23 protein-coding genes and 1 other RNA gene are annotated in these 22986 nt (G+C 43.5%); 21 read left to right on the top strand and 3 right to left on the bottom strand.

Annotated features, from left to right (window positions below; genetic code table 11):
* The first annotated feature begins 169 nt into the window (after positions 1 to 169).
* From BTU61_RS06420 to BTU61_RS06400, 5 genes are all read left to right on the top strand, one after another.
* Positions 170 to 895, top strand: a complete 726-nt coding sequence (locus BTU61_RS06420; RefSeq protein WP_200772835.1) for a hypothetical protein — start codon at positions 170 to 172, stop codon at positions 893 to 895.
* Between the two features lie 158 nt (positions 896 to 1053).
* Positions 1054 to 2115 (top strand): AAA family ATPase, encoded by a 1062-nt coding sequence (locus tag BTU61_RS06415; protein ID WP_200772834.1) that lies wholly within the window; start codon positions 1054 to 1056, stop codon positions 2113 to 2115.
* A 10-nt stretch (positions 2116 to 2125) separates the two neighbouring features.
* Positions 2126 to 2335 (top strand): hypothetical protein, encoded by a 210-nt coding sequence (locus tag BTU61_RS06410; protein ID WP_200772833.1) that lies wholly within the window; start codon positions 2126 to 2128, stop codon positions 2333 to 2335.
* On the top strand, positions 2336 to 3112 hold the full coding sequence (locus tag BTU61_RS06405; RefSeq protein ID WP_200772832.1) for an NUDIX domain-containing protein: 777 nt from the start codon (positions 2336 to 2338) through the stop codon (positions 3110 to 3112).
* 130 nt (positions 3113 to 3242) lie between these two features.
* Complete coding sequence (locus BTU61_RS06400) at positions 3243 to 3929, top strand: YoaK family protein (RefSeq protein ID WP_200772831.1); 687 nt, start codon at positions 3243 to 3245, stop codon at positions 3927 to 3929.
* A 317-nt stretch (positions 3930 to 4246) separates the two neighbouring features.
* On the opposite strand, the gene dusB is transcribed toward BTU61_RS06400, so the two are convergent.
* Together dusB and hslO are read right to left on the bottom strand one after the other, a co-directional pair.
* Complete coding sequence (dusB, locus tag BTU61_RS06395) at positions 4247 to 5227, bottom strand: tRNA dihydrouridine synthase DusB (protein ID WP_200772830.1); 981 nt, start codon at positions 5225 to 5227, stop codon at positions 4247 to 4249.
* Positions 5214 to 6086, bottom strand: coding sequence for an Hsp33 family molecular chaperone HslO (gene hslO, locus BTU61_RS06390; RefSeq protein WP_200772829.1), 873 nt, complete (start codon positions 6084 to 6086; stop codon positions 5214 to 5216). Before hslO ends, dusB begins: the two co-directional genes overlap by 14 nt.
* A 222-nt stretch (positions 6087 to 6308) precedes the next feature.
* On the opposite strand from hslO, the gene BTU61_RS06385 reads away from it, so the two are divergent.
* Positions 6309 to 7601: an adenylosuccinate synthase gene (locus BTU61_RS06385; protein WP_200772828.1), complete on the top strand. Its 1293-nt coding sequence runs from the start codon at positions 6309 to 6311 to the stop codon at positions 7599 to 7601.
* Positions 7602 to 7766: 165 nt separating this feature from the next.
* Here the strand turns inward: BTU61_RS06385 and BTU61_RS06380 are convergent, their stop codons facing one another.
* Positions 7767 to 9293, bottom strand: coding sequence for an IS1182 family transposase (locus BTU61_RS06380; protein WP_200772827.1), 1527 nt, complete (start codon positions 9291 to 9293; stop codon positions 7767 to 7769).
* Between BTU61_RS06380 and BTU61_RS10335 the strand changes: the two genes are divergently transcribed.
* From BTU61_RS10335 to BTU61_RS06310, 15 genes are all read left to right on the top strand, one after another.
* Positions 9254 to 9466 (top strand): hypothetical protein, encoded by a 213-nt coding sequence (locus tag BTU61_RS10335; RefSeq protein WP_338058537.1) that lies wholly within the window; start codon positions 9254 to 9256, stop codon positions 9464 to 9466. The genes BTU61_RS06380 and BTU61_RS10335 overlap by 40 nt on opposite strands.
* The gene (locus BTU61_RS06375) at positions 9444 to 10088 is read left to right on the top strand and encodes an HAD family hydrolase (protein ID WP_003002091.1); all 645 of its coding nucleotides are present in this window, start codon (positions 9444 to 9446) and stop codon (positions 10086 to 10088) included. The genes BTU61_RS10335 and BTU61_RS06375 overlap by 23 nt, the downstream gene beginning before the upstream one ends.
* A 311-nt stretch (positions 10089 to 10399) precedes the next feature.
* Positions 10400 to 11977, top strand: coding sequence for an ATP-binding cassette domain-containing protein (locus BTU61_RS06370; protein ID WP_003016812.1), 1578 nt, complete (start codon positions 10400 to 10402; stop codon positions 11975 to 11977).
* Positions 11978 to 12279: 302 nt separating this feature from the next.
* Complete coding sequence (gene tadA / locus BTU61_RS06365) at positions 12280 to 12789, top strand: tRNA adenosine(34) deaminase TadA (protein WP_003016809.1); 510 nt, start codon at positions 12280 to 12282, stop codon at positions 12787 to 12789.
* Positions 12790 to 12828: 39 nt separating this feature from the next.
* An RNA gene (gene ffs / locus BTU61_RS06360) (signal recognition particle sRNA small type) lies at positions 12829 to 12923 on the top strand.
* A gap of 421 nt (positions 12924 to 13344) precedes the next feature.
* A complete protein-coding gene (locus BTU61_RS06355) occupies positions 13345 to 14694 on the top strand; it encodes a glucose-6-phosphate isomerase (RefSeq protein WP_200772826.1) in 1350 nt (449 codons plus the stop codon).
* Between the two features lie 186 nt (positions 14695 to 14880).
* On the top strand, positions 14881 to 15906 hold the full coding sequence (locus tag BTU61_RS06350) for a hypothetical protein (RefSeq protein ID WP_200772825.1): 1026 nt from the start codon (positions 14881 to 14883) through the stop codon (positions 15904 to 15906).
* A 139-nt stretch (positions 15907 to 16045) separates the two neighbouring features.
* Positions 16046 to 16753, top strand: a complete 708-nt coding sequence (locus tag BTU61_RS06345) for a hypothetical protein (protein WP_200772824.1) — start codon at positions 16046 to 16048, stop codon at positions 16751 to 16753.
* A gap of 5 nt (positions 16754 to 16758) precedes the next feature.
* Positions 16759 to 17445, top strand: coding sequence for a hypothetical protein (locus BTU61_RS06340; protein ID WP_200772823.1), 687 nt, complete (start codon positions 16759 to 16761; stop codon positions 17443 to 17445).
* Positions 17446 to 17458: 13 nt separating this feature from the next.
* Positions 17459 to 18361 (top strand): hypothetical protein, encoded by a 903-nt coding sequence (locus BTU61_RS06335; RefSeq protein ID WP_200772822.1) that lies wholly within the window; start codon positions 17459 to 17461, stop codon positions 18359 to 18361.
* Positions 18362 to 18405: 44 nt separating this feature from the next.
* Entirely contained in the window at positions 18406 to 19554 is a 1149-nt protein-coding gene (locus BTU61_RS06330) for a hypothetical protein (RefSeq protein ID WP_200772821.1), read from the top strand.
* A 65-nt stretch (positions 19555 to 19619) separates the two neighbouring features.
* On the top strand, positions 19620 to 20318 hold the full coding sequence (gene dapD / locus BTU61_RS06325) for a 2,3,4,5-tetrahydropyridine-2,6-dicarboxylate N-acetyltransferase (protein WP_200772820.1): 699 nt from the start codon (positions 19620 to 19622) through the stop codon (positions 20316 to 20318).
* Between the two features lie 74 nt (positions 20319 to 20392).
* A complete protein-coding gene (locus BTU61_RS06320) occupies positions 20393 to 21526 on the top strand; it encodes an N-acetyldiaminopimelate deacetylase (protein WP_200772819.1) in 1134 nt (377 codons plus the stop codon).
* A 108-nt stretch (positions 21527 to 21634) separates the two neighbouring features.
* Positions 21635 to 22174, top strand: a complete 540-nt coding sequence (locus BTU61_RS06315; protein ID WP_200772818.1) for a 5-formyltetrahydrofolate cyclo-ligase — start codon at positions 21635 to 21637, stop codon at positions 22172 to 22174.
* Positions 22158 to 22835, top strand: coding sequence for a rhomboid family intramembrane serine protease (locus tag BTU61_RS06310; protein ID WP_200772817.1), 678 nt, complete (start codon positions 22158 to 22160; stop codon positions 22833 to 22835). Before BTU61_RS06315 ends, BTU61_RS06310 begins: the two co-directional genes overlap by 17 nt.
* The last annotated feature ends 151 nt before the right edge of the window (positions 22836 to 22986 follow it).

Genomic DNA, 22986 nt, shown 5'->3' with positions numbered 1-22986 from the left:
AATTCTAACGAATGACCGATTTCCGTCCTACTCTCTTTTTCTCTACTAAGGTCTAGAAACTGACTGCAAATTTCTTTTCGCTTTTATTTGAAAATCTATTGACAACCTCATATAACAGTGTTACAATAATATTACAAAATATTACAAATGTTACAAAAGAGGTCCGATGATGAAAAAGAAACAAATCATTTCCCTAGCAGCGCTAGCCCTTACAGCTAGTCTTTTCTTAGGAGCTTGTGGTGGAAATAAAGAAGAAAAGACATCAGAAGCAAGCTCTTCAAAAACGACTCAGGTCAAACAAACTTCTTCTTCCAAGAAAAAAGTGATTACGAGTAAGGATCCGATTGCTTCCTCATCTTCTGATAACAAATCAGAAGAAAGCCATACCATTGGCAGTAAGAACAGCCAAGCTGGGGCCAGTCAGACGCCTGCACCAGCCAATGCGGCAAAGCCAGCCACTCAACAAGTAGCGAAGGCCAAGAAAGAAGAGGCTAGACCAGCTCAACCAGCCAAGGAAAAACTTCCAAGTATCGAAGAAGGCCATGCCCATGCCAAGCAACAAGCCTCTAGTACCGAAAACGCTCAGTACAAGGGAGTTTACTCTGTCGCAGGAGGAGATTTCTCTGCTGCTGCGGGGACATGGTCGGACAAGCGAGATACTGGTGTCAGTATAGCTCAAGGTGGTCAAGTCACCGTCCAACTTCCAGGTGGTCAGCCCGAAGCTTATGGAATCAGTAGCTATAACTACACCTTGGATGATGGTCACTACCACGCCGACCTTTCTTCTAGCAAGGGTTCTGGAGCGACACTGGACATTATCATTGGAAAAGATGGTTCCGTATCTAGCGTGACCCTTGTCAAAGACGGGGTCAGCCATGCACTGACTCGTGAATAGAGCCGAAAAAGATCTGAAAGGGAGTCAACCCTTTTCAGATCTTTTATTTTGAAGGAAAATATATTTTTTTATAAAAAACTATTAACAAAGGAAAAATATAGTTTATAATAAAAACATGAAGAAAATCTATTTATAAAAAATTATAAAAAGGAGTTACTATGCAGAAAGAAAGAATTGCCCTGGTATTTGGGACCTTTGCCCCCTTACATCAGGGGCACATTGACTTGATCCAGAGAGCGAAACGCCAGTGTGATCGTGTCTGCGTGATTGTGTCAGGCTACCGAGATGACCGTGGAGGCAAAGTTGGTCTTTCATTACAGAAACGCTTTCGGTACATCCGTGAAGCTTTCTCCGACGATGAATTGACCAGCGTCTACAAATTAGATGAAACTGAGCTCCCTCGCTATCCTCTTGGCTGGGAACCTTGGCTGGAGACAGCACTTGCGACCATCCAGTTTCAGAGGGCAACTCAGGAATTGATCTTCTACGTGGGAGAGCAAGCCTACAAGGAAGAGCTGGAGTCACGAGGTTTTGAAGCGCGCCTAGAGGAGCGTCGGTTTGGAATCTCTGCGACCATGATTCGCGAAAATCCTAGTAAGTACTGGAAATACATTGCCCAACCTTTCCGCCGTCAATTCACGAAAAAGGTCTTGATTATGGGGAGTGCCAGCAACGGGAAGACGACGCTTGCCAAAGACTTGGCCCGCTTCTATGATGCCCCAGTTAGTCTGGAGTATGCTCGTGAATACCAAATCAAGAACAATGTTCGAGATGATGAGCTGACGCCAAAAGATTATTATTATCTTCTTTTAGGCCAATATGCTCAAACCTCTACTCTCATTGATAGTAGTGCCAATCGTGGCCTCGTTATTGCAGATACCAATTCCCTGGTCACAAAAGGCTACTATGACTACTATATGGAAGTCGAAGGGCAGGATGCCAACTTAAGAGATACCTTTGACAATCTCTTTATCAGTATCTTGTCCAAGGAAAAATGGGACCTGATCCTCTTTGTACAACCGATCGGCTCTTATGTCAACGATGGCTTTCGAGATATGACCATGGCTGATGAAGAGATTCGGACCAGCTTTTCCAACTACCTGGACCAATTGCGCCAGAAATACCTGGGCAATATTCCTACCGCATTTCTAGCAGCAGATTACCTGGGCAATTATGAAGAAGCAAAACAGGTGATCGATGCCATCTACCAAGCAGATTAAGAAGATAAAAATGGATAAACTAGATCAAATCATGACGAATTTTATGGGAAACTTTAGAAATGTTTATCGAGAAGCAAAAAAACAAGGATTTTGGGGGATTCTGAAGCTCTTTTGGCGGGACCTTTTTGCAGGCCGAACAACTTTTCAATGGGTCTACACGGTCAACAGTCTTTTGGGCTGGTACCAATGGACCAAAGCCCTCAAGAAGGAGGTGGCCTAAATGACCAATCTCTTGATTCCAGCAGGAATGACGGAGAAAGAGTATTTTGAAACGGTCGCAAGTGAAGCAGACTTTCTCAAGTGGTACAAGGAACAAGAATTACCGACTTATGAAACCCCTAGTGTTACAGCGGATATGGTCGCTTATTGTTTTGTCGAAGGCCAGCTCAAGCTTTTAGCCATTCGCCGCAAGGCCCACCCTTATCAACACCGTCTAGCCTTGGTGGGTGGCTTTGTGAACAAGGATGAAGATGCAACCCATGCTTGTATTCGAGAGGTCAAAGAAGAAGTCGGGCTCGATCTTCCAGTTAATAAGGTGGAGCAGCTCATGACGGTTTCCACCCCTGGGCGGGACCCCAGAGGCTGGGTCATTACCATCGCTCATCTGGTCTATCTGCCGGCAGAAGCAGTAGATTTAGCCCATGCAGGAGATGATGCCAAGGAAGTTGTTTTTCTCGATGTCGATTTCAAAAAGTCCCAGTGTTTGCTCGATGGAAAACCCTTAGTTGCTTCTGATTTTGCCTTTGACCACTATCAAATCATCCAAGAGTCGATCAAGCGGATTCAGGGGCGTTTGGACTGGAATCCAACCTTCCTCTATCTGTTAGAGGAGCCTTTCACCGTTTATGAAGCAACCGAATTGGTTAACCTCATCAATCCGGGGCGTCCGATTGTAAGCAACAATTTCCTCGTCAAGTACGGTGAATTCGTAGAGGAAGTCGGCGTCAAGCGCGTGCCCAAGAAAAAACCACGCAAGACCTATCGCTTAAAGCCCTAAATCGAGTGCAGCCCTCTATAAAGCCCTCAATAGGTGGTAAACCAATAGAGGGCTCTTTTTTCATTTTCTATACGCAGTCTTGGCGCAAAGTGGTATAATAGAAACAATTGAATGCAAGAAAGTCGAGATTATGGAAGAAAAAATTATCTTACCACAAAATACACGACTGATGGGCGCTCTACTTGGTTTTATCGGTGGAGGTCTAGATGTCTTTTGCCATATGCACTACCGAAGTTTGGTTGCAACACAAACAGGGAATCTCTTGCTTCTCATTGCCGATTGGCATGATCCCAATGTGACCAATACCATCATGCGTTTTTCGTCTATCTTCTTTTTCTCGATCGGCTTTCTTGTGGCCTTGCATATCAAGGAATATCGCAAAACAGCCTTTTGGCGAACAAAGATGCTCATCCCCTTATTTGTTGTCACTTTATTGATTCCTCTAGTATCTTGGATATCACCTTTTGAGGTTCCCTTTATTGCCTTTGGGACAGGCATGATGATGCTGACCTTTACCGGTACCCTGATTGAAAATCACCCCTATGTGATTTTTATGACGTCAGGAAATTACCGCAAGATGTTGACGGCCTTGTATCGTATAGCCCGAGGGAAAGGAGATCTGGTAGAATACCGTCGCCAGGCCATGAACTATGGGATTGTTGTTGGAAGCTTTGTCGGTGGAGCTGTTAGTGTTGCCTTCGTCATGCATTTCATTCACCAATGGGCCATCTGGCTGATTACAATCAATCTCTTTTTGATCATGACCTACTATACCGCAAGAGTCAAACAACTCGGCTTACAGACAGATAATCTATAATAGGACCTCACATGAGGTCCTATATAGATTGTAGACAAATTGTTTTTAATATTAAGCAATCTAGGTGATGCAAAAAAATTAAACTGATATATACTATTAGGATTGTTCAAATATACACTGAAACTTTCCGCCGTGAGAAAAGTGTCTGAAACACAATTGTTTCAGACACTCGGGATTTTTGAGACCTTAGGCTCAAAACTAAGTCATGGAACTTCTTCGAAGTTCGCTGACGTCCGTACTCACCTAAGGAAAGTTTCTAAGATGACTTTGTCATAATTCTAAACAGGACCTCATGTGAGGTCCTGTTTGTTGTATTTCTATGCTTTTTCTAATTGTAAGAGTTCTTCAATCTCTGCTAGAGTGCTAGCTTGCGAGATGGCTCCGCGTAATTTAGCAGCGCCAGATGTCCCACGGAGGTAGTGAGGGGCTAGGCCGCGGAATTCACGGACGGCAACCTTTTCTCCTTTGAGATCAATCAAGCGTTTCAAATGTTCGTAGGCAATTTTCATTTTGTCTTCGAAGGTCAAATCAGGCAGGATCTCTCCTGTTTCAAAGTAATGATTGATTTGATTGAAGAGATAAGGATTCCCCATAGCAGCACGGCCAATCATGACCGCATCGGCACCGACTTCTTCGATCCGTTGCTTGGCGTCTTGAACCGTCCGGATATCTCCATTAGCGATGAAAGGAATCTTGGTTAGAGCTTGGGCAACCTTGTGAAGGGTCTCAAGGTCTGCATGACCTGTATACATTTGCTCCCGAGTTCGTCCGTGCATAGCAAGGGCAGAGACACCCGCAGCTTCGGCAGCGAGGGCATTCTCCACTGCTAGAGAAGGATCTGACCAACCTGTCCGCATTTTGACAGTGAGAGGGATATCAAGGACGGATTGAACTTTATTAATAATAGAGTAGATCTTATCAGGATCCTTGAGCCACATAGCACCTGCTTCGTTTTTGACGATTTTATTGACCGGGCAGCCCATGTTGATATCAACGATATCGGTTTTGGTATGTTCTTGGATAAATTCTGCAGCGCGCGCGAGGCTATCTTCGTCGCTCCCAAAGAGTTGGATCGATACAGGATTTTCACCCTCATCGATATGAAGCATATGCAGGGTCTTTTCGTTGTTGTACTGGATGCCCTTGTCAGAGACCATTTCCATGACAACAAGCCCTGCCCCCAGTTCTTTTGCAATGGTGCGGAAGGCTGAATTGGTCACTCCGGCCATTGGGGCTAGGACAGTACGGTTAGGGATTTCAACGTCCCCAATCATAAATGGCGTATTAAGATTTGTCACGAATGAGTTCCTCCAAGTCCTTTTCGTCAAAGTGGTAGTGTGTTTGGCAGAATTGGCAGGTAATCTCTGCACCGTGATCTTCGTCTTTCATCTCTTTTAGATCACTAGCTGGCAGACTCGCTAAAGCGTTCAAGAAACGCTCACGGCTACAGTCGCACTGGAAGCGAAGTTCTTCTTCTGACAGGCGTTTGTATGGTTCATCCCCATAGATAGCAGTCAGAAGAGCTTCAATATGGTCTTCCGATTCCAGAAGTGTTGAGATGGCAGGCATTTCCTGGATCCGTTTTTCAAAGCGGGCGATTTCTTCTTCCTTGGCATTTGGCAAGACCTGAAGCAAGAAACCACCAGCCACCTTGACCTTGTCTTGGTCATCCAACAGCACATTGAGTCCAACTGCTGAAGGGGTTTGTTGGCTTTCCGTCAGATAAAAGGCTAGGTCTTCACCGATTTCACCGGTGACAAGAGGTGTCATAGAGTTATAAGGATTTCCAGTGCCATAGTCAGTGATGACTAGAAATTCTCCGTTTCCGACAAATGGCCCAACTAAGACTTCACCGGTCGCAGTCTTCTTGATATCCACTCCAGGATTTTGCACATAACCTTTGACATTTCCAGAGGTATCCGCAACGGTAATAATGGCTCCAAGTGAGCTTGTTCCAAGGACCTTGACCGTAATTTTGGTATCTCCTTTTTCATTTGCCGCCAAGATTTGACTAGCGATGAGGGTACGGCCGAGTGCGACCGTGGAACTTGCTTGCGTTTGATGTTTTTCTTGGGCAGTTCGTACTGTTTCCGTACTATCAAGTACATAGGCACGAAAAGCACCACTTTCTGAGATTGTTTTAATAATTTTATCCATACCTACTATTTTAGCACAAATCAGCCAAAGTGGGGCTAGGGAGAATTTTGAAAATCAGGAAGGTTGAAAGAGGCAGAGAAAATCTAGGAGATACGAGTGAATCTTGAAAAAATGCTAAAAATTGCTTATAATAGAGTGTAAGACAAACTTGCAGGTGAGACTCCTGCCCTGAGTTTGAAGAAAGGCCTAGATAGCTTCTATCTAGGAAATATGAAATAGATTATGACATCAGTTGTAGTAGTAGGAACCCAATGGGGAGATGAAGGAAAAGGAAAGATTACAGATTTCCTTTCTGCGAACGCCGAAGTCATCGCACGCTACCAAGGTGGGGATAATGCGGGACATACCATCGTGATTGATGGCAAAAAATTCAAGCTTCACTTGATTCCTTCAGGAATCTTCTTCCCTGAAAAAATCTCTGTCATCGGAAATGGGGTTGTGATCAATCCTAAGTCATTGGTCAAAGAATTGGCTTACCTTCATGAAGAAGGGGTGACCACAGATAGTTTACGTATTTCAGATCGTGCCCATGTCATCCTTCCTTACCATATCGAATTGGACCGTCTCCAAGAAGAAGCCAAAGGGGATAACAAGATCGGAACAACGATCAAAGGGATTGGCCCAGCTTACATGGACAAGGCTGCGCGTGTGGGAATCCGGATTGCGGATCTGTTGGACCGCGACGTCTTTGCAGAACGCCTGCGCATCAACTTGGAAGAAAAGAACCGCCTGTTCACCAAACTCTACAATGCTCCAGCTCTTTCCTTTGATGATATCTTCGAAGAATACTATGAATATGGTCAACAAATCAAGCAATATGTAACCGATACTTCTGTCATCTTGAACGATGCTTTGGATAACGGCAAGCGCGTGCTCTTTGAAGGTGCCCAAGGGGTTATGTTGGATATTGACCAAGGAACCTATCCATTTGTAACCTCTTCTAACCCAGTTGCAGGTGGGGTAACCATCGGATCAGGTGTGGGTCCAAGCAAGATCGACAAGGTTGTCGGTGTATGTAAAGCCTATACCAGCCGTGTCGGAGACGGACCATTCCCAACAGAATTGTCTGATGAAATTGGGGACCGCATCCGTGAAGTCGGCCATGAGTATGGAACTACAACCGGTCGCCCTCGTCGTGTGGGGTGGTTTGACTCTGTGGTGATGCGCCATAGCCGTCGCGTTTCAGGAATTACCAATCTTAGCTTGAACTCAATCGACGTCCTTTCGGGACTAGATACTGTCAAGATCTGCGTGGCCTACGACTTGGATGGGGAACGGATTGATTACTACCCAGCAAGTCTAGAACAGCTCAAACGTTGCAAACCAATCTATGAAGAATTACCAGGCTGGTCAGAAGACATCACAGGTGTCCGCCACTTGGATGAGCTTCCAGAAAATGCCCGCAACTATGTCCGCCGTGTCGGTGAATTAGTTGGTGTGCGCATTTCAACCTTCTCAGTCGGACCAGATCGTGACCAAACCAATATCCTTGAAAGTGTGTGGTCTAGTTTATAAGCAAATGAAGATAAGAGAGTGGGACAGAAATCGGTCATTCGTTAGAATTCGATTTCATCGTCCCACCTCCGCACAGNNCAATCCAAAGACAATTGAGGAGGTTGAGACAAAATAGTTCTCAGTCACAAAAAAGCTAGGGATTCCCAATGGTGGAACTCTAGCTTTTTAATTTTGAGTTGTTCTCTTATTGTATTTTAGGAGATTATTAGCCATGAGTACCAATCCCATGTCAATTGTCACTTGACGTTTCCCTCTTAGGTTACATCTCTTGTAACCCAAACAAGCCTTTATCTGTCCAAAGACAGGTTCCACATCAATCTTGCGTTGAGCGAAAATCTGTCTACCTTCGGGAGATAAAAGCGCTTGGCATTCTTTAGCTTTTAAGTGTTGATAACGTTCGTTGATATACAGTCCCTTTTGAGGGGCTAATTCAGGTTCATCGGCGTAGTAAACCTTGATTTCCTGTTGAAAGTCCGTCTGTGTTTTCTGATGTTTGACATGGTGAAAACGATAGCACCACCCGTCAGGATGTGTATAGCTATCCTCTTTGTCATCATAGTACCAATTCGCTAAGTTCCTTGCTGACTGTTTATACTTTTTCTTCTGTTCCTTATCAAACATGGCATATTTAATCAGGTGGTCTACCTCATTTTCATCTAAGCGAAGGAGGTTCTCTTCACTGCCGTATCCAGCATCTGCGACAACGGTCTTCACATCATGTGGATAGGTTTCAAGCAATGGCAAAAGAGTTTTAGTATCTGTCGGATTTGAGAAGATATCATAGTGAAGAACAAATTGGTTCTCAGTAGCGATTTGAAGATTGTATCCAGCCTTGAGTTGACCATTCTTCATGTGGTCTTCTTTCATTCGCATGAAAGTGGCAGCTGTATCTGTTTTGGAAAAGCTATTGCGTCCTTCGAAAGTATCCTGATATCTCTCGTATTTTTCAGCGCGTATTGAAAAATCATCCTTAACTTTACGCAGGACTTTCTTGAGTTTACGACGTTGAGTTTTACGCTCATCCCTACCTTTCACTGGTGTTTCTTCAATGTTTTGGCTCAGTTTAGCCAATTCTTCTTCAAGGACTTGAGTGAACTCTGTCAATTGTTCTGAGGTAATAGGTTCTTCCTCATCCAGCACAATGGCCTGATGGATAAGAGGGGTGATTTCTTCTTGGAAATAGGCCTGTATCTGTTTTTGAAGTTTGGCGGAAAACTTGTCCGTAGCCTTTTTCCACACGAAACTATACTTATTGGCATTCGCTTCAATCTTAGTACCATCAATAAACAAACACTCTAAGGTCACTAACTCTTCCATTTTTAAACGAAAATTGAGGTCAATGAAAAGATCACGAATGAGATTCTCCATCCCAGTAGCGACACGAAAGCGATTGATGGTACGGTAGCTGACCACCAACTGTCCTGTTAGGTACTGCATGGCGATATTTTCAATCATCATTTTTTCGATTTTTCGCCCAGAAAAAATCCCTTGTGAATAGGCAAATAGCAGAGCAGCTAAAAGCATTTTAGGGTGATAAGACGGGCGACCAAAGTCATGATAGAAAGCATGGAAGTGACGATCCTCCAAGGCATTCACCACTTTTTCAATGGTAAAGACAAGGTGGTCTTGTGGTAATAAAGAACTGATTTCTAGTGGTAAAGTCGTTTGATTTGTGTTATAGTGAATATGCATGGGATAGCCTTTCTAAATGGTTTATTGAGCAATTCTATTTTACCAAGACTATCATAACCATGCAAAAAAGCAACGGCAAATCCGTTGCTTTTTTTGGGAAGCCAAGGGACTTTTGTCCCAGCCTCTTTTTGAAAGCAGAAAGAGGAAAAAATGTATCAAACGATTTTATTTGACCTAGACGGCACCTTGACCAATTCAGAACTAGGGATTACCAACTCGGTGGCCTATGCCTTAGGAAAATATGGGATTCAAGTGCCAGACAAGAAAGCATTGAGAGTTTTCATCGGTCCGCCCTTGCAGGAGTCTTTTGAGCGCTTTTATGGATTTTCTAAGGAAGAATGTTTAAAGGCCATTGACTACTATCATGAGTATTTTTCCGAAAAAGGCCTTTATGAAAATGAGGTCTATCTAGGCGTTCCTGACTTGCTGGCTTCTCTCAAGCAGGCTGGCAAACAGTTGATTGTAGCTACGTCAAAGCCTGAAGAATTTTCCATTCAAATTCTCAAACACTTTGGTTTGTATGATTATTTTGACTTTGTCGCTGGTGCGACCATGGATAGAAAACGTAGTAAAAAAAGCGATGTTATCCAGTATGCCTTGGAGCAAAATGGGATTACAGATTTGGCGCATACCATCATGATTGGAGACAGGGAGCACGATGTGCTTGGCGCTCAAGCGCAAAAGCTTGATTCTATCGGTGTCCTTTATGGCTTTGGAAGCAGGGAAGAATTGGAAGAAGCCGGCGCCACCTATATTGCTCAAGAAGTTGGCGAAATTGCAGCTTTTATAGGATAACCTTTTCCAAAATATTAAAAGTTGGAACTTTTCTAATCTGCTGAATATTGCTTGATTCAATATTTCTATCGGTGTATACTTACTGTAGGTTAAGTCACACAGATTAAGAGGTGATAATATGAATTTGTCACGATATATATTAAAATATAGTAAGGAAGATATCATGAAGGTTAAAGTGAATAACAAATTCGATGACAAAATGAATGCTAAACCTAGAGTATTTAACTATAATTGTGATTGTAAATAATCACGATTTTAAATAAATTAGAGAAGAGGGTTGTGCTAGCCCTCTATTTTGATGGATGATAATTATGAGAAATATTTATAAGTACATTGATAAGAAGTATCTTTTTCCTATTTTTTTAGGGCGTATTGTGAATAGTGGTTTGGTGTTGGCGCAACCTCTGATTTTAACGAAGGCCTTGAAGTTAGATCAAGACGGCCTTTCTTATGGAAAAATTCTCAATTTTGTTTTATTTGGTTTGTCTGTCTATCTTGTTATTTATAGTCTGATGCTGTTTTCAAACTATTCGCACAATATATTCCGAAGAGAAATCAACAAAAGTGTCCGTGCCCTTTTATTTAAGAAAGTCATATTGAATCCTAAATTTTCCAATGATGAAAAAGTTAGTCTGCTAACTCAAGATATGGAATATGTGGGCGATAATTATTTGGAAAATATAAATGTTATGGTGAGTTGGGGATTTGTCGCCCTTGTTACAGCCATTTATATTGTTTCACAAAATTTTCTCTTAGGACTTATTTTTGTCATTTTTACGATTATGAGACCTATTCCTCAGTTCATCATGAATCGTCGTTTACAAGATTCGGGAGACAGCTGGTCCAAGCTTAGAACGAAATTACATGGGCTTGTCTCGGATAGTATGCAAGGCAGCCAAACCTTACGGATTAATCAGGCCATGAGGCTGAATGAAGAGCGCGTGAATGATTTAAACGGAGAATATCAAAAAGCCATCCAAAGATTTTGTTTCACACATAATATTATTTTTTTCTTTAATGGATTTATGGTCTTTTTTAGTCAGGTTGTTCCTCTTGCTTTAGGCTTTTATTTGAGTTTACAGGGAAATTCTATTTCTATTACAAGCCTCATCTCTATGTATGTTGCTGCGGGGATGCTGGTAGAACCGATCCAAACTCTGATGTACAGTGCAGCCAATCTCCAAGGTGCCTTGCCGACTGCGAACCGCCTGTTTAAGATTATCGAGGAAGAACCTGATTTCGAAGAGACAAAGGATCAATTTGTTGAAAATCTCGAATCGTTGCGCTTAAATCATATTTCAAAAAGTTTTGCTGAACGTCAGCTTTTTTCTGATTTGACGGCGACGATTTCAGTAGGTCAGAAGGTCTTAATCAAAGGACCGAGCGGGTCTGGAAAGACGACTCTTTTTCGCTTGATTTTAGGAGAAGAAGTATGTGATGAGGGTGACATTTTCGTTCAGTATGATGGAAATCAAATAACGAGTCATTTCCAAGGGAATATCGGTTTAATTAGCCAGCATCCCTTCCTGTTTAACGATACTATCCGCTATAATCTAACTTTTGGTCAGCCTTTTCAGGACCATGAATTATTGGAGGTATTGGACCGAGTTGGCTTAATAGATGAATTTCAGGATATTTTGAATGTAGAAATTCATAATAATGGTGAAAACATTTCAGGAGGTCAGCGTGTCAGATTAGAGTTGGCTCGTTTTCTCTTACGCGAGAAGGATATTTTATTAGCGGACGAAGTGACATCAGCTTTGGACGAAAAAAATAGTCGTCTGGTTAGAGACCTAATCTTTTCTTTGCCGATCACGGTACTAGAAATAGCCCATCATATTGATGAAGAAGAGCGCTATGACCAAATCCTTGAGTTACGTAAAGGATGAGCGATGCCACAATAGTTGGTTCTGCGACAAAGCGGATAGTAGTAAGCCAGCAATTTGTCAGATATTTTTGAGATTCTAAGTGGTGATATTTCCAAAATCATCAATACTCAGAGAACTTAAGCTTTATTTAAGATAGGCCAGCTATACTAGAAGCATAAACAAAGACCTCCTAACTTTGTTTAAACCTCCTAAACTTTTTCATAATAATCTCCCATAAGAGTCGCCCAATCGGCGGCTTTTTTTGTGAGTCGTAAGCTGCCTATGGTATAATGAACAAAGAAACTAAAAGGAAGAAGGAAGAGATGGACTACACGATAGAGGAAAAAGCGATGTTTATGAGGGAAGCCCTGAAGGAGGCGGAGATTGCCCTCGCCAATGATGAAATACCGATTGGCTGTGTCTTGGTCAAGGATGGTCAGATTATCGGGCGTGGACATAATGCGCGTGAGGAGCTGCAGCGGGCGGTCATGCATGCGGAAATCATGGCGATCGAGGAGGCCAATCAGCGTGAAAATAGCTGGCGCCTGCTGGATACGACGCTTTTTGTCACGATTGAGCCCTGTGTCATGTGTAGTGGTGCCATTGGTCTAGCTCGGATTCCCCAGGTGATTTACGGGGCGACCAATCAGAAGTTCGGTGGAGCAGGTAGTCTCTACGACATTTTGGCAGATGAACGCCTCAATCACCGAGTCGAAGTAGAAACAGGAATCTTGGAAGCAGAATGTGCAGCCATCATGCAGACCTTCTTCCGCCAAGGTCGAGAACGAAAAAAACAAGCCAAACTCGCAGCCAAGGCCGAAACACAAGAATAAAAACCGGACCTTTGCAAATCCAACAAATTATGATATAATATCTATCGGAGCAACAGTTCTGCGTGAAGCGGGTCAGGGGAGGAATCCAGCAGCCCTAAGCGAAGTGAACTGTGTGCTCTTTTTCTATAGCTCTTAACGAATCAAGACTGAAAGTCGCAGATGAGTTTAGAGATATTGATCCTGAGGAGCAAATCGACGTGAGGACTATAGCGTGAAATGAAATAAGCCTGTAAGGCGCAACCGAGTTTAGAGATATTGATCCTGAGTCGCGAAGCGACGTGAGGGCTATAGCGTGAAATGAAATAAGCCTGTAGGACGCAACGGAGCTTAGAGATATTGACCCTGAGGAGCACGGTGAAACTCACAGCCTGCGATCGATGGATCATTGCTTTTTAGACGAGAATAAGAGGATCATGCAAACGATTGCTATTGCGTCGTTGCTTGATTTGTGAAAATTCAAAATTTAAAGAATGAAAACGTTTTATAGATCTATTTCCCTTGATAAAATCTGCGTAAAGAGATATTATAGAGAGGAACAAAATTTGGAGGATAGATATGTCTCATATTACATTTGACTATTCAAAAACTTTAGAAAAATTTATTGCCCCACATGAAGTGGAATACATGCAAGCGCAAGTGACTGCTGCAGATGAAATGATCCGCAAAGGAACTGGTGCTGGTAGTGACTTCCTAGGTTGGTTGGACCTTCCTGAAAACTACGACCGTGAAGAATTTGACCGCATCTTAAAAGCTGCTGAACAAATCAAATCAAACAGCGATGTTTTGGTAGTGATCGGTATCGGTGGGTCATACCTTGGAGCGAAAGCTGCGATTGACTTCTTGAACCACCATTTTGCAAACTTGCAAACCAAAGAAGAACGTAAAGCGCCACAAATCCTTTACGCTGGAAACTCCATCTCATCTACTTACCTTGCTGACTTGGTAGAGTACGTTTCAGACAAAGACTTCTCAGTAAACGTGATTTCTAAATCAGGTACAACAACTGAGCCAGCCATCGCTTTCCGTGTCTTCAAAGAACTTTTGGTTAAGAAATACGGTCAAGAAGAAGCTAACAAGCGGATCTACGCAACTACTGACCGCCAAAAAGGTGCTGTGAAGGTTGAAGCAGATGCGAATGGTTGGGAAACATTTGTGGTTCCAGATGATATCGGTGGACGCTTCTCAGTATTAACAGCGGTTGGTTTGCTTCCAATTGCTGCATCAGGTGCAGACATCAAGGCCCTTATGGAAGGTGCAAACGCAGCTCGCAAAGACTACTCTTCAGACAAACTTTCTGAAAATGAAGCTTACCAATACGCAGCCGTTCGGAACATCCTTTACCGTAAAGGTTATGCAACTGAAATCTTGGTTAACTACGAACCATCTCTTCAATACTTCTCAGAATGGTGGAAACAATTGGCTGGTGAGTCAGAAGGAAAAGACCAAAAAGGTATCTACCCAACTTCAGCTAACTTCTCAACAGACTTGCACTCACTTGGACAATTTATCCAAGAAGGTGCTCGCATCATGTTTGAAACAGTTGTCCGTATCGACAAACCACGTAAGAACGTCACCATTCCAACTTTGGAAGAAGATTTGGACGGACTTGGTTACCTTCAAGGTAAAGACGTTGACTTTGTAAACAAAAAAGCAACAGACGGTGTTCTTCTTGCCCACACTGATGGAGATGTTCCAAACATGTTTGTAACTCTTCCTGAGCAAGATGCCTTCACTCTTGGCTACACGATCTACTTCTTCGAATTGGCGATTGCCCTTTCAGGTTACTTGAATGCGGTGAATCCATTTGACCAACCAGGTGTAGAAGCATACAAGAAAAATATGTTTGCCCTTCTTGGAAAACCAGGATTTGAAGAATTGAGCAAAGAACTTAACGCTCGTCTTTAATCGACAGTCAAAACGATCTCGAAAGAGGTCGTTTTTTTTGTGCTCGATGCCTCTATATAGTGATGAATTGGCGCTTTTCAACAATTTATGATATAGTAGAAGAACGATTTTATACTTTATCTATCAAATGATTTTTGCTTAGAATGAGAATCGAGGGAGATAAAGGAGATCAGAAAAGGAGAGAGTATGACAACAGAAGACAAACAGCCTTTTGAAGGCGAACAGGTACAGCCTATCCAAGAGCCAGCTCATGTAGTAGCACCGGAAGAAGAAGCAGAAAATCTAGTAGAAGCTCCCAACGTGGAGGTGGACACGGTGGTGGAAGCAACAAGAGAACCAGTGACTCCAGCTAGCTTAGAAGGCAAGACGGCTTTTGAAGCCAATCCAGGTGTCACTCCTTCTCATCAGCCGAACACGTCCCCAGTAGTTCCTCCAACGGTTCCCCCAACCCAGGACCCTACAATGCAAGTGCCACAAGCACCCGTTTCCCCTGTGAGACAGGGAATGAATCCAGCTGATAAAAAAGCGATTCAAGTAGCCCTAGGGATTGTTGTAGGCCTCTTGATTGGTGGTGTTAGCGGGTATTTGATCGGCCATGCCAAACCAAGTAATACGCAACCAAGCAGTCATCAGGAGGCTTCATTTGATAGAGAAGAGGATTCATCAGATGGAGTGGATTTGAGTCAACTGGTCACCGGAGATAACTCAAAAGCCAAGTTTGAATGGGAGCCAGAGGATCTAGGAAATCTACAGTTTTCGACAGACTCTGATCAAGGTGAGACGCCGGAAGATACAGTGAAGTCCTATGGAAAGGCGAACTATATTCAATTTGAAAATGGAGAATTGGAATTGCGTTGGGGGGATGTCTATGATGACAAAACTGCAGTTCAAGCCACCTATTCTAAAAAAGGGGATCGTTTCGAACTCATTAAGATTGACTTTGGTGGTTATGGTTTGAAAGAGGGCATTGAAGACAAGCTGATAGATGATCTAAAAGAAGGCGATTCCGCGACAGGCAAGGGCGGTAGTTCTTACAAAGAACTTTTGAAGGACAATGCTGACAATATGGAAATGAGTATTAAGTCATCTGATTATTCAGACACTGTAGAACTCACCATGAGTTTCAAAAAGAAAAACGGGGACTATGTGGATCTGACCTTTATTCGCCAATCTGATGGTGATTTTCTCTTAAGTCGTAAAGTTAGCTACTAAAGAAACAGTAGCGTCCTAGATGCATGAGATGCTTCGTTGAAGGTTGGGTACTTTGGTCCCAGCCTCTTTCAGAATTGTCAAGACAAATAGGCTTTTTTCCTATACAATAGAAGTAATATTTATAGAAAGATTGTGGATCATGGGAGAAATAAAACAATGGATCAGAGAGCATAAAGAGTGGATCCTGGACGGCTGTATGGCTGTATTGGCCTTTGTAGTTGGCCTTGTGATGGTGTTTGTGATCCACCCTGTTGGGACCTTATCAAAGGAGCATATGCTGTCTTTCCCTCAGATACAAAAAGAGAGTGAGCCTTTTGTTGGGTTGCCTACCAAGGAGCCTGCTATGGAAGACTTGCTCAGTGTCAATCTAGCAGATATTCATGGCAAAGTTCAAAAAAATTGGCTGAGCTTGCCTGCCTTTGTCAAGAAATTTGGAAAATCAGAAAGCTATACACAAGAGAAAACCAATTTTGAAACAAAGGTGCAACTGGGTTATGGAAAAGCGGTAAAAGGCATTTATCCCTATAAACTAGAGTTTCAAGAGAAGGACAAAGACTTTTATTTGAGTGCGATCCAAGGTTTTGCTCCTAGGTCATCTCGTTACAAGACGAGAAAAAATTTGAAAAAAGAAGATTTTACCCATTACAAGACCATGGATGGGCAGAAGGAAAAAGGGAGTAGCATTGAAGAAGTATGCAAACAAGCAGGTCTTCCCAACTCCTTTAGTCTGATGCGGACAAAGGACAAGCAAATTGCCGCGATCTCTTATCAGGCAAAGGATGGCTTGGTTTCTCTAACCTTTGAACGTGACGCTAGTGGCCAGTATCGCTTGAGTAAGAAGGGGTGACAAGGATGCTTGAATGGATCAAACAAAATCGAAGAAAACTCTTATTACCAGGGCTGTGTTGTCTATTGGGAGTGCTACTTGGAATTTCAAGTATTCAAATCCAAGAGGAAGGGACCAATATCAAGGAAGACCGAACCCTCCAGACTTTCCAACCCAAAAAGTATCAGAACTTGATTGCTGGCGAACAAGAGAGCAAGCAGTTTAAATGGACCCTTGAAGCGGTCTCTAAATTACAGCTTCACCTCAAGCAATACAGGCAAGCAGGGACACGCTTGGAGACCGTCATTTCGAAATGGGGAAAACCTCAAAAGTTCTCCTTTACGAAAACTGCTGGAGATGCCAAGACCCAAATCGTCTTGACTTATGCTGCCAAACAGACAGATCAAGGGAAAAAGAGTGTAAGCTTGTGGTTTGAACAGGTCGAAAACAAGGGCTATCGTTTAACCATGGTGGATGCTACCAATCTGTTGGACCACCAAGATCAAGAAGCAAGTGGCAAAAAAGAAGCTGGAAAAGACAAGGAAGTTCAGGGAGTGGATCAAATTCTCAATCGTTTAGGCAATCCGCAACGCCTGGTCTGGGATGAATTGCTTGAAGGGGGACAAGGGTTCCGAGCGAGCTATCAAGAACAAGGTCAGCCAGAAGTTGTCATGGAGTTTAAGGTCAAAGGCTCTAAGTTAATCATGGTCTAAGAAGGGAGAACAATTGGACAATCATCGGACGGACATAAAGGCAGCTTCGTCTCACCATAGTGGGACGCGCTTGATTTCAGAAGAAGATTTAGCTTCTGTCGGCCTTCAAAACAATCCGAATCTTAGCCCTAGTAGCAGAGATAGCAATGATTCATCTGGGACTGCGACTTCCGATTCGGGTTCTGGCAACTTCATTTACCTCATTGCAAGTGTACTTGCTGTAGTCATGATTGTGATGATCAGTATGGGAAAACCAATCGGAAGCGAATCGAGCGATGATCCAGTCGGCTCCTATAGTAGTCCAGGTATTTCTGAGCAGAATTTAAGTAGTCACAACAGTTCCTGGATTGCTCCCGAAGGGGAATTTCAGCTCCAAGCGACCTTTGACAAGGCTATTTCTCTCATTTCGGGGTATGAAGTAGGAGAAAAGCTCGACTCTTTCGGGTTTCTGACCCCACAAGCAATAGTGGAAGTCTTGGGGAAAGCTAGTAGTGGAGAGGCAACTTATAGTACTAGCCAATCGACTCCTTTTTTAATCCGTTTGGATTACCGATCCAAAGAGGCTTCTATAGATATTCTTCTTGAAGAATTAGGTGCCAGTTACAAGATTTCTTCTCTCAGTTTTCAACACTTAAAAAGTGAAAAATTTGCTGATAAGAATGGTAGTTTAACAAAGGACGATTTTGCTAACATACAGGTAGGGATGCCTTATTTGGACCTGCTCAATACGGTGGGGATTCCAGATGACGTGTATGTGTCTGGACTTTCGGGTTACGGTGAAGCACCGACCTTTACTTATAGACTTTCAGATTCACATTCGGTCCTGATCCATTTTGACAGTCAGAGAAAAGTCAAGGATATCCAATCGAAAGAGGAAGCGGCCACCCCAGCTTCTTCAACCTCAACAGCACAGTAAACAAGCCAGCTCGAATCATTTTAAGAGATAAAAAGGAGAGGACAATGGGAGATAATGACTGGTTGCACTTAGAAAACGAGGACAAACAAGCACTTGGAATCCATCAGCTAGAAGACGAGCCAACGGGTAAAAGCTTTGATGCACCAGGATTTTCGGCCTTTTCAGAACAGGTGAAAGAAGATGCGACAGGCCATGTGGCGGTTCCTGCAACTGAAACAGCACACACTCAGGTGGCGCCATCAACAATGTCACAAGAATCAGGAAGTCGTGTACAAGATGCACTCGAGCAAGACCCTTGGTCTGCGAAAAAAACAGAACATCGAGGTGGCACACGCTTGATTTCGGAAGCTGATCTCGCTTCATTAGGTGGCGGGAGGCCTCGAGAAACACGAACCAATTTCGGAGATGTTTCGTCTAATACAGCGAGAGGCTCTTCATACTCTAAACCGACAGGTTCGTTTTTCTTAACCTTCCTTGCTTCTATAGGCCTACTAGGCTTTGCTGTCTTGCTAATTGTAGGAGTTATCGATTCTGATCCTCCTTCTTCTACTAGTAGCGAGCCCAAAAGCACTTCTTTATCTCATGGCATCAGGAAGCTCACCCTCCGGAGTGGGAATAGTAGCTTGATTGCACCGGAAGGGGAATTTCAATTTCAAGTAACCTATGAGAAGGCCATTTCCTTGATTCCAGGCTTAAGTGAAGGGGAACAAGACCGTTACTCTTCAACTTCTCTGTCTCCACAGGATGTGGTAGCTGTACTGGGGAAGGCTAGTAGTGGGGAAGAAACTTACCAAGAAGGTGGTGTCAGTCCTTTTATGACACAATTGGATTATGGATCTAAAGGGTCCCCTTCTTCCGTAACCGTTTTACTTTCAAAAATTGGTGTTGACCGTTTATCTTCTCTTGATTTTGAAAACTTAAATAGTGAGCGATTGGCCAATAAAAACGGCAGTTTGAAGAAAGAAGATTTTGCCAATATTAAAATAGGGACCAGCTATTCAGATCTTGTGAATACAGTTGGAATTCCTAGCAGTGTTTCTTGGTCGAGTATGCTGGGTTCAGAATCCTTCTTAATCTTTTACTATAAACTTTCTGATTCGCGTTTAGTTACGATTCACTTTGGAGGGAATCGGACGATCAGTGAAATCAATGGTCTAGAAGATCCGGCAACATCAGCTTCCACAACGCCTTAGGTGTTCATCTCCCTAAGATTATGGTATAATATGGATACGCTTATTTGAAATGAATGGAGAAACTCATGACTGCACAAAAAATGTCTGCTCAAGAAATTATTGCTTTTATCGGAAATGCCGAAAAGAAAACCAATGTGAAAGTAACCTTTGAAGGGGAATTGGCAACCGCTGTTCCAGAATCTGTGACAAAACTTGGCAATGTTTTGTTTGGTGACTGGAAAGAGATCGAGCCCCTTCTTGCCAATTTGACAGAGAACAAGGACTACGTTGTTGAGCAAGATGGCCGTAACTCAGCTGTTCCATTGCTGGACAAACGTCACCTGAATGCACGGATCGAACCAGGTGCCATTATCCGTGATCAAGTAACCATCGAAGACAATGCGGTGGTCATGATGGGCGCTGTGATCAACATTGGAGCTGAAATCGGTGCTGGGACCATGATTGATATGGGAGCTATTCTTGGAGGACGTGCTACTGTTGGGAAAAACAGCCACATCGGTGCAGGTGCGGTCCTTGCAGGTGTCATTGAGCCAGCTTCTGCTGAGCCTGTTCGGATTGGGGACAATGTCTTGGTCGGTGCCAATGCTGTTGTGATCGAAGGAGTTCAAGTTGGAAACGGTTCTGTCGTTGCTGCTGGAGCGATCGTTACTCAAGATGTACCTGAAAATGTCGTTGTAGCTGGTGTTCCAGCTCGCATCATCAAGAAAATCGACGAAAAAACACAACAAAAAACAGCGCTCGAAGACGCCTTGCGTAACTTGTAACATATTGATAGTAGAGGCCGTAAGGCCTCTATTTCTAGATTCTCTATTAAATAAGACAAAAAAGGAAAATAAAAATGACACTGGATTTAATCAAAATCAGACGGGATTTGCACCAAATCCCTGAAATTGGATTGGAAGAATTTGAAACCCAAGCTTATCTCTTGGACCGGATCGCAGAGATCACAGAAGGCAAAGACTTTGTAGAGCAACGGACCTGGCGGACCGGGATCCTGGTGTATCTCCATGGGTCTGCACCTGAAAAAACCATTGGCTGGCGGACGGATATCGATGGCCTACCAATCGTAGAACAAACTGGTCTTGACTTTGCATCCAAGCACGAAGGACGGATGCATGCTTGTGGTCATGATATGCACATGACGACAGCCCTTGGTCTTTTGGATCAACTGGTGCAAGTGCAACCAAAAAATAACCTACTCTTTCTCTTCCAACCAGCCGAAGAAAATGAGGCTGGTGGAATGCTCATGTATAAGGACCATGCTTTTGGCGACTGGCTCCCTGATGAATTTTATGGTCTGCATGTACGCCCTGATTTGAAGGTGGGAGATATTGCGACCAACACCGGTACCCTTTTTGCAGGGACCTGTGAAGTCAAGATCACCTTTACAGGTAAGGGCGGTCATGCGGCCTTTCCACATGAGGCCAATGATGCTCTTGTAGCAGCCTCTTACTTCATTACCCAAGTCCAATCGGTTGTTAGTCGAAATGTCGATCCGATTGAAGGGGCGGTGGTGACCTTTGGTTCCATGCATGCAGGAACCACCAATAATGTGATTGCTGAGACGGCCTTCCTTCATGGGACCATTCGGACCTTGACCATGGAGATGAACCTCCTGACTCAAAAACGAGTCAAAGCCATCGCAGAAGGGGTTGCAGCTGCCTTTGATGTACAATTAGATCTGGAACTCAAGCAAGGGGGCTACCTACCTGTGGAAAACCAACCAGAATTGGCCAAAGAACTCATGGACTTTTTCACAGCTGAGGAAGACGTTCACCTGATTGATATTTTGCCAGCGATGACAGGAGAAGACTTTGGCTTCCTCTTGAGCAAGGTTCCTGGCGTCATGTTCTGGTTGGGAATTGATACACCCTATGCCCTGCATCATCCAAAGATGAGCCCAAATGAAGCAGCTCTACCGTTTGCTGTCGAACATATCGGCAAGTTTTTGAAAATGAAAGCCAACCAATAATCCCTTCATCCAACTCCGCCTGGAGTTGGATTTTTTATGTTCCTGTGTGGAATGATTTCGGATGTCCTGAAAAAATGGTACAATGAAAGCTAGACAAAAGGAGTCAGCATGAAGAAAATACTACGAAATAAGACCATCGCAGCCATGAAAGAGTTGCCTCAATCAGTGAAAGCAGAGGCAGATAGCCAATTAACCCAGCGTTTCACCCAGCTTTCTGCCTTTCAGGAAGCCAAGACCCTAGCCACCTATCTGTCTATGGGTCATGAATTTTCCACAGCTAGCTTGATCCAAGCGGCTCTTCAAGATGGGAAACGTGTTTGTGTGCCTCGGACCTATCCACAAGGTCGGATGGAATTTGTGGAATACGATCCAGACATTTTGGAAAAGACACGCTTTGGTTTGCTGGAGCCCAATGAACAGGGCAAGGTTGTGGATAAATCAGAGATTGATCTGATCCATGTACCGGGAGTGGTCTTTCAATCAGAAGGCTACCGGATTGGCTACGGCGCAGGTTATTATGATCGTTATTTAGCCGATTATAGCGGGAAAACGGTCAGCACCATTTATTCCATCCAAGAGAGGGAATTCCAGCCGGATTCTTTTGATATAGCCGTTCAGGAGGTACTAGTCTATGAAACACATCTATGATCGTCGCTATCCTGTGACCAGCATCCTGTTGCTGGTCACAACGGCAGTTTTTCTTTCTATGTTTATCCGGTTTGGAGGAGACTACCAAACGGGTGCTGCGGTGTTCTATAGTGGCGGGGTGGTTGGTGACATTATAAAAGCAGATTCAAGCCAGTTATGGCGCCTTCTGACGGCCGTTTTTGTACATATCGGCTTGGAGCATTTTGTGCTCAATATGATCACTCTTTATTACTTGGGACGTTTGGCAGAAGATCTCTTTGGATCCAAGGCTTTCTTAGCTCTTTATCTCTTATCCGGCATGATGGGCAATGTCTTTGTTGCTATTTTTACGCCGGATGTAATTGCAGCAGGCGCATCTACAGCCCTCTTTGGACTGTTTGGGACCATTGGTGCTCTGCGCTTTATTGTTCAAAGTCCCTATATTCGCCACTTGAGTCAGTCCTATACCAGCTTGATTCTGGTCAATCTGATCTTTAGTTTTATGCCAGATATCAGTATGGCGGGGCACATCGGTGGCTTAGTAGCTGGAGTATTGCTGGCCTATGTCTTTCCAGTGAGGGGAGAAGCCCGCTTCATGAAGCGGAGCTATCAGATCGGTGCGAGCCTTGTCTATTTGGGACTTTTATTTTATTTTTTAGGGAACTTATTGAATCTTTTTTAGAAGGAATAGAGAGAAAAGAGAGTGGGACAGAAATCGGTCATTCGTTAGAATTCGATTTCGTCGTCCCACCTCCGCACAGCTTCAACAGTCTGGGAGACTGTTGAAGGTTGCAGATAAAGGAAACATAGTTTCCGTCAACATAGGGCATCTT

Origin of the sequence: Streptococcus lactarius, from assembly GCF_016642265.1 — a bacterium.
In the GTDB taxonomy this organism is placed as follows: domain Bacteria; phylum Bacillota; class Bacilli; order Lactobacillales; family Streptococcaceae; genus Streptococcus; species Streptococcus lactarius.
The sequence above is the reverse complement of the archived record's forward strand: the minus strand, read 5'-3'. Positions and strand labels throughout refer to the sequence as shown.

What these genes read in the sequence shown, in the direction of transcription:
- BTU61_RS06420 (WP_200772835.1), top strand. Translation starts at nt 170, where the DNA reads ATGAAAAAGAAACAAATCATTTCCCTAGCAGCGCTAGCCCTTACAGCT.
- BTU61_RS06415 (WP_200772834.1), top strand. Translation starts at nt 1,054, where the DNA reads ATGCAGAAAGAAAGAATTGCCCTGGTATTTGGGACCTTTGCCCCCTTA.
- BTU61_RS06410 (WP_200772833.1), top strand. Translation starts at nt 2,126, where the DNA reads ATGGATAAACTAGATCAAATCATGACGAATTTTATGGGAAACTTTAGA.
- BTU61_RS06405 (WP_200772832.1), top strand. Translation starts at nt 2,336, where the DNA reads ATGACCAATCTCTTGATTCCAGCAGGAATGACGGAGAAAGAGTATTTT.
- BTU61_RS06400 (WP_200772831.1), top strand. Translation starts at nt 3,243, where the DNA reads ATGGAAGAAAAAATTATCTTACCACAAAATACACGACTGATGGGCGCT.
- hslO (WP_200772829.1), bottom strand. Translation starts at nt 6,086, where the DNA reads ATGGATAAAATTATTAAAACAATCTCAGAAAGTGGTGCTTTTCGTGCC.
- BTU61_RS06385 (WP_200772828.1), top strand. Translation starts at nt 6,309, where the DNA reads ATGACATCAGTTGTAGTAGTAGGAACCCAATGGGGAGATGAAGGAAAA.
- BTU61_RS06380 (WP_200772827.1), bottom strand. Translation starts at nt 9,293, where the DNA reads ATGCATATTCACTATAACACAAATCAAACGACTTTACCACTAGAAATC.
- BTU61_RS06375 (WP_003002091.1), top strand. Translation starts at nt 9,444, where the DNA reads ATGTATCAAACGATTTTATTTGACCTAGACGGCACCTTGACCAATTCA.
- BTU61_RS06370 (WP_003016812.1), top strand. Translation starts at nt 10,400, where the DNA reads ATGAGAAATATTTATAAGTACATTGATAAGAAGTATCTTTTTCCTATT.
- tadA (WP_003016809.1), top strand. Translation starts at nt 12,280, where the DNA reads ATGGACTACACGATAGAGGAAAAAGCGATGTTTATGAGGGAAGCCCTG.
- BTU61_RS06355 (WP_200772826.1), top strand. Translation starts at nt 13,345, where the DNA reads ATGTCTCATATTACATTTGACTATTCAAAAACTTTAGAAAAATTTATT.
- BTU61_RS06350 (WP_200772825.1), top strand. Translation starts at nt 14,881, where the DNA reads ATGACAACAGAAGACAAACAGCCTTTTGAAGGCGAACAGGTACAGCCT.
- BTU61_RS06345 (WP_200772824.1), top strand. Translation starts at nt 16,046, where the DNA reads ATGGGAGAAATAAAACAATGGATCAGAGAGCATAAAGAGTGGATCCTG.
- BTU61_RS06340 (WP_200772823.1), top strand. Translation starts at nt 16,759, where the DNA reads ATGCTTGAATGGATCAAACAAAATCGAAGAAAACTCTTATTACCAGGG.
- BTU61_RS06330 (WP_200772821.1), top strand. Translation starts at nt 18,406, where the DNA reads ATGGGAGATAATGACTGGTTGCACTTAGAAAACGAGGACAAACAAGCA.
- dapD (WP_200772820.1), top strand. Translation starts at nt 19,620, where the DNA reads ATGACTGCACAAAAAATGTCTGCTCAAGAAATTATTGCTTTTATCGGA.
- BTU61_RS06320 (WP_200772819.1), top strand. Translation starts at nt 20,393, where the DNA reads ATGACACTGGATTTAATCAAAATCAGACGGGATTTGCACCAAATCCCT.
- BTU61_RS06315 (WP_200772818.1), top strand. Translation starts at nt 21,635, where the DNA reads ATGAAGAAAATACTACGAAATAAGACCATCGCAGCCATGAAAGAGTTG.
- BTU61_RS06310 (WP_200772817.1), top strand. Translation starts at nt 22,158, where the DNA reads ATGAAACACATCTATGATCGTCGCTATCCTGTGACCAGCATCCTGTTG.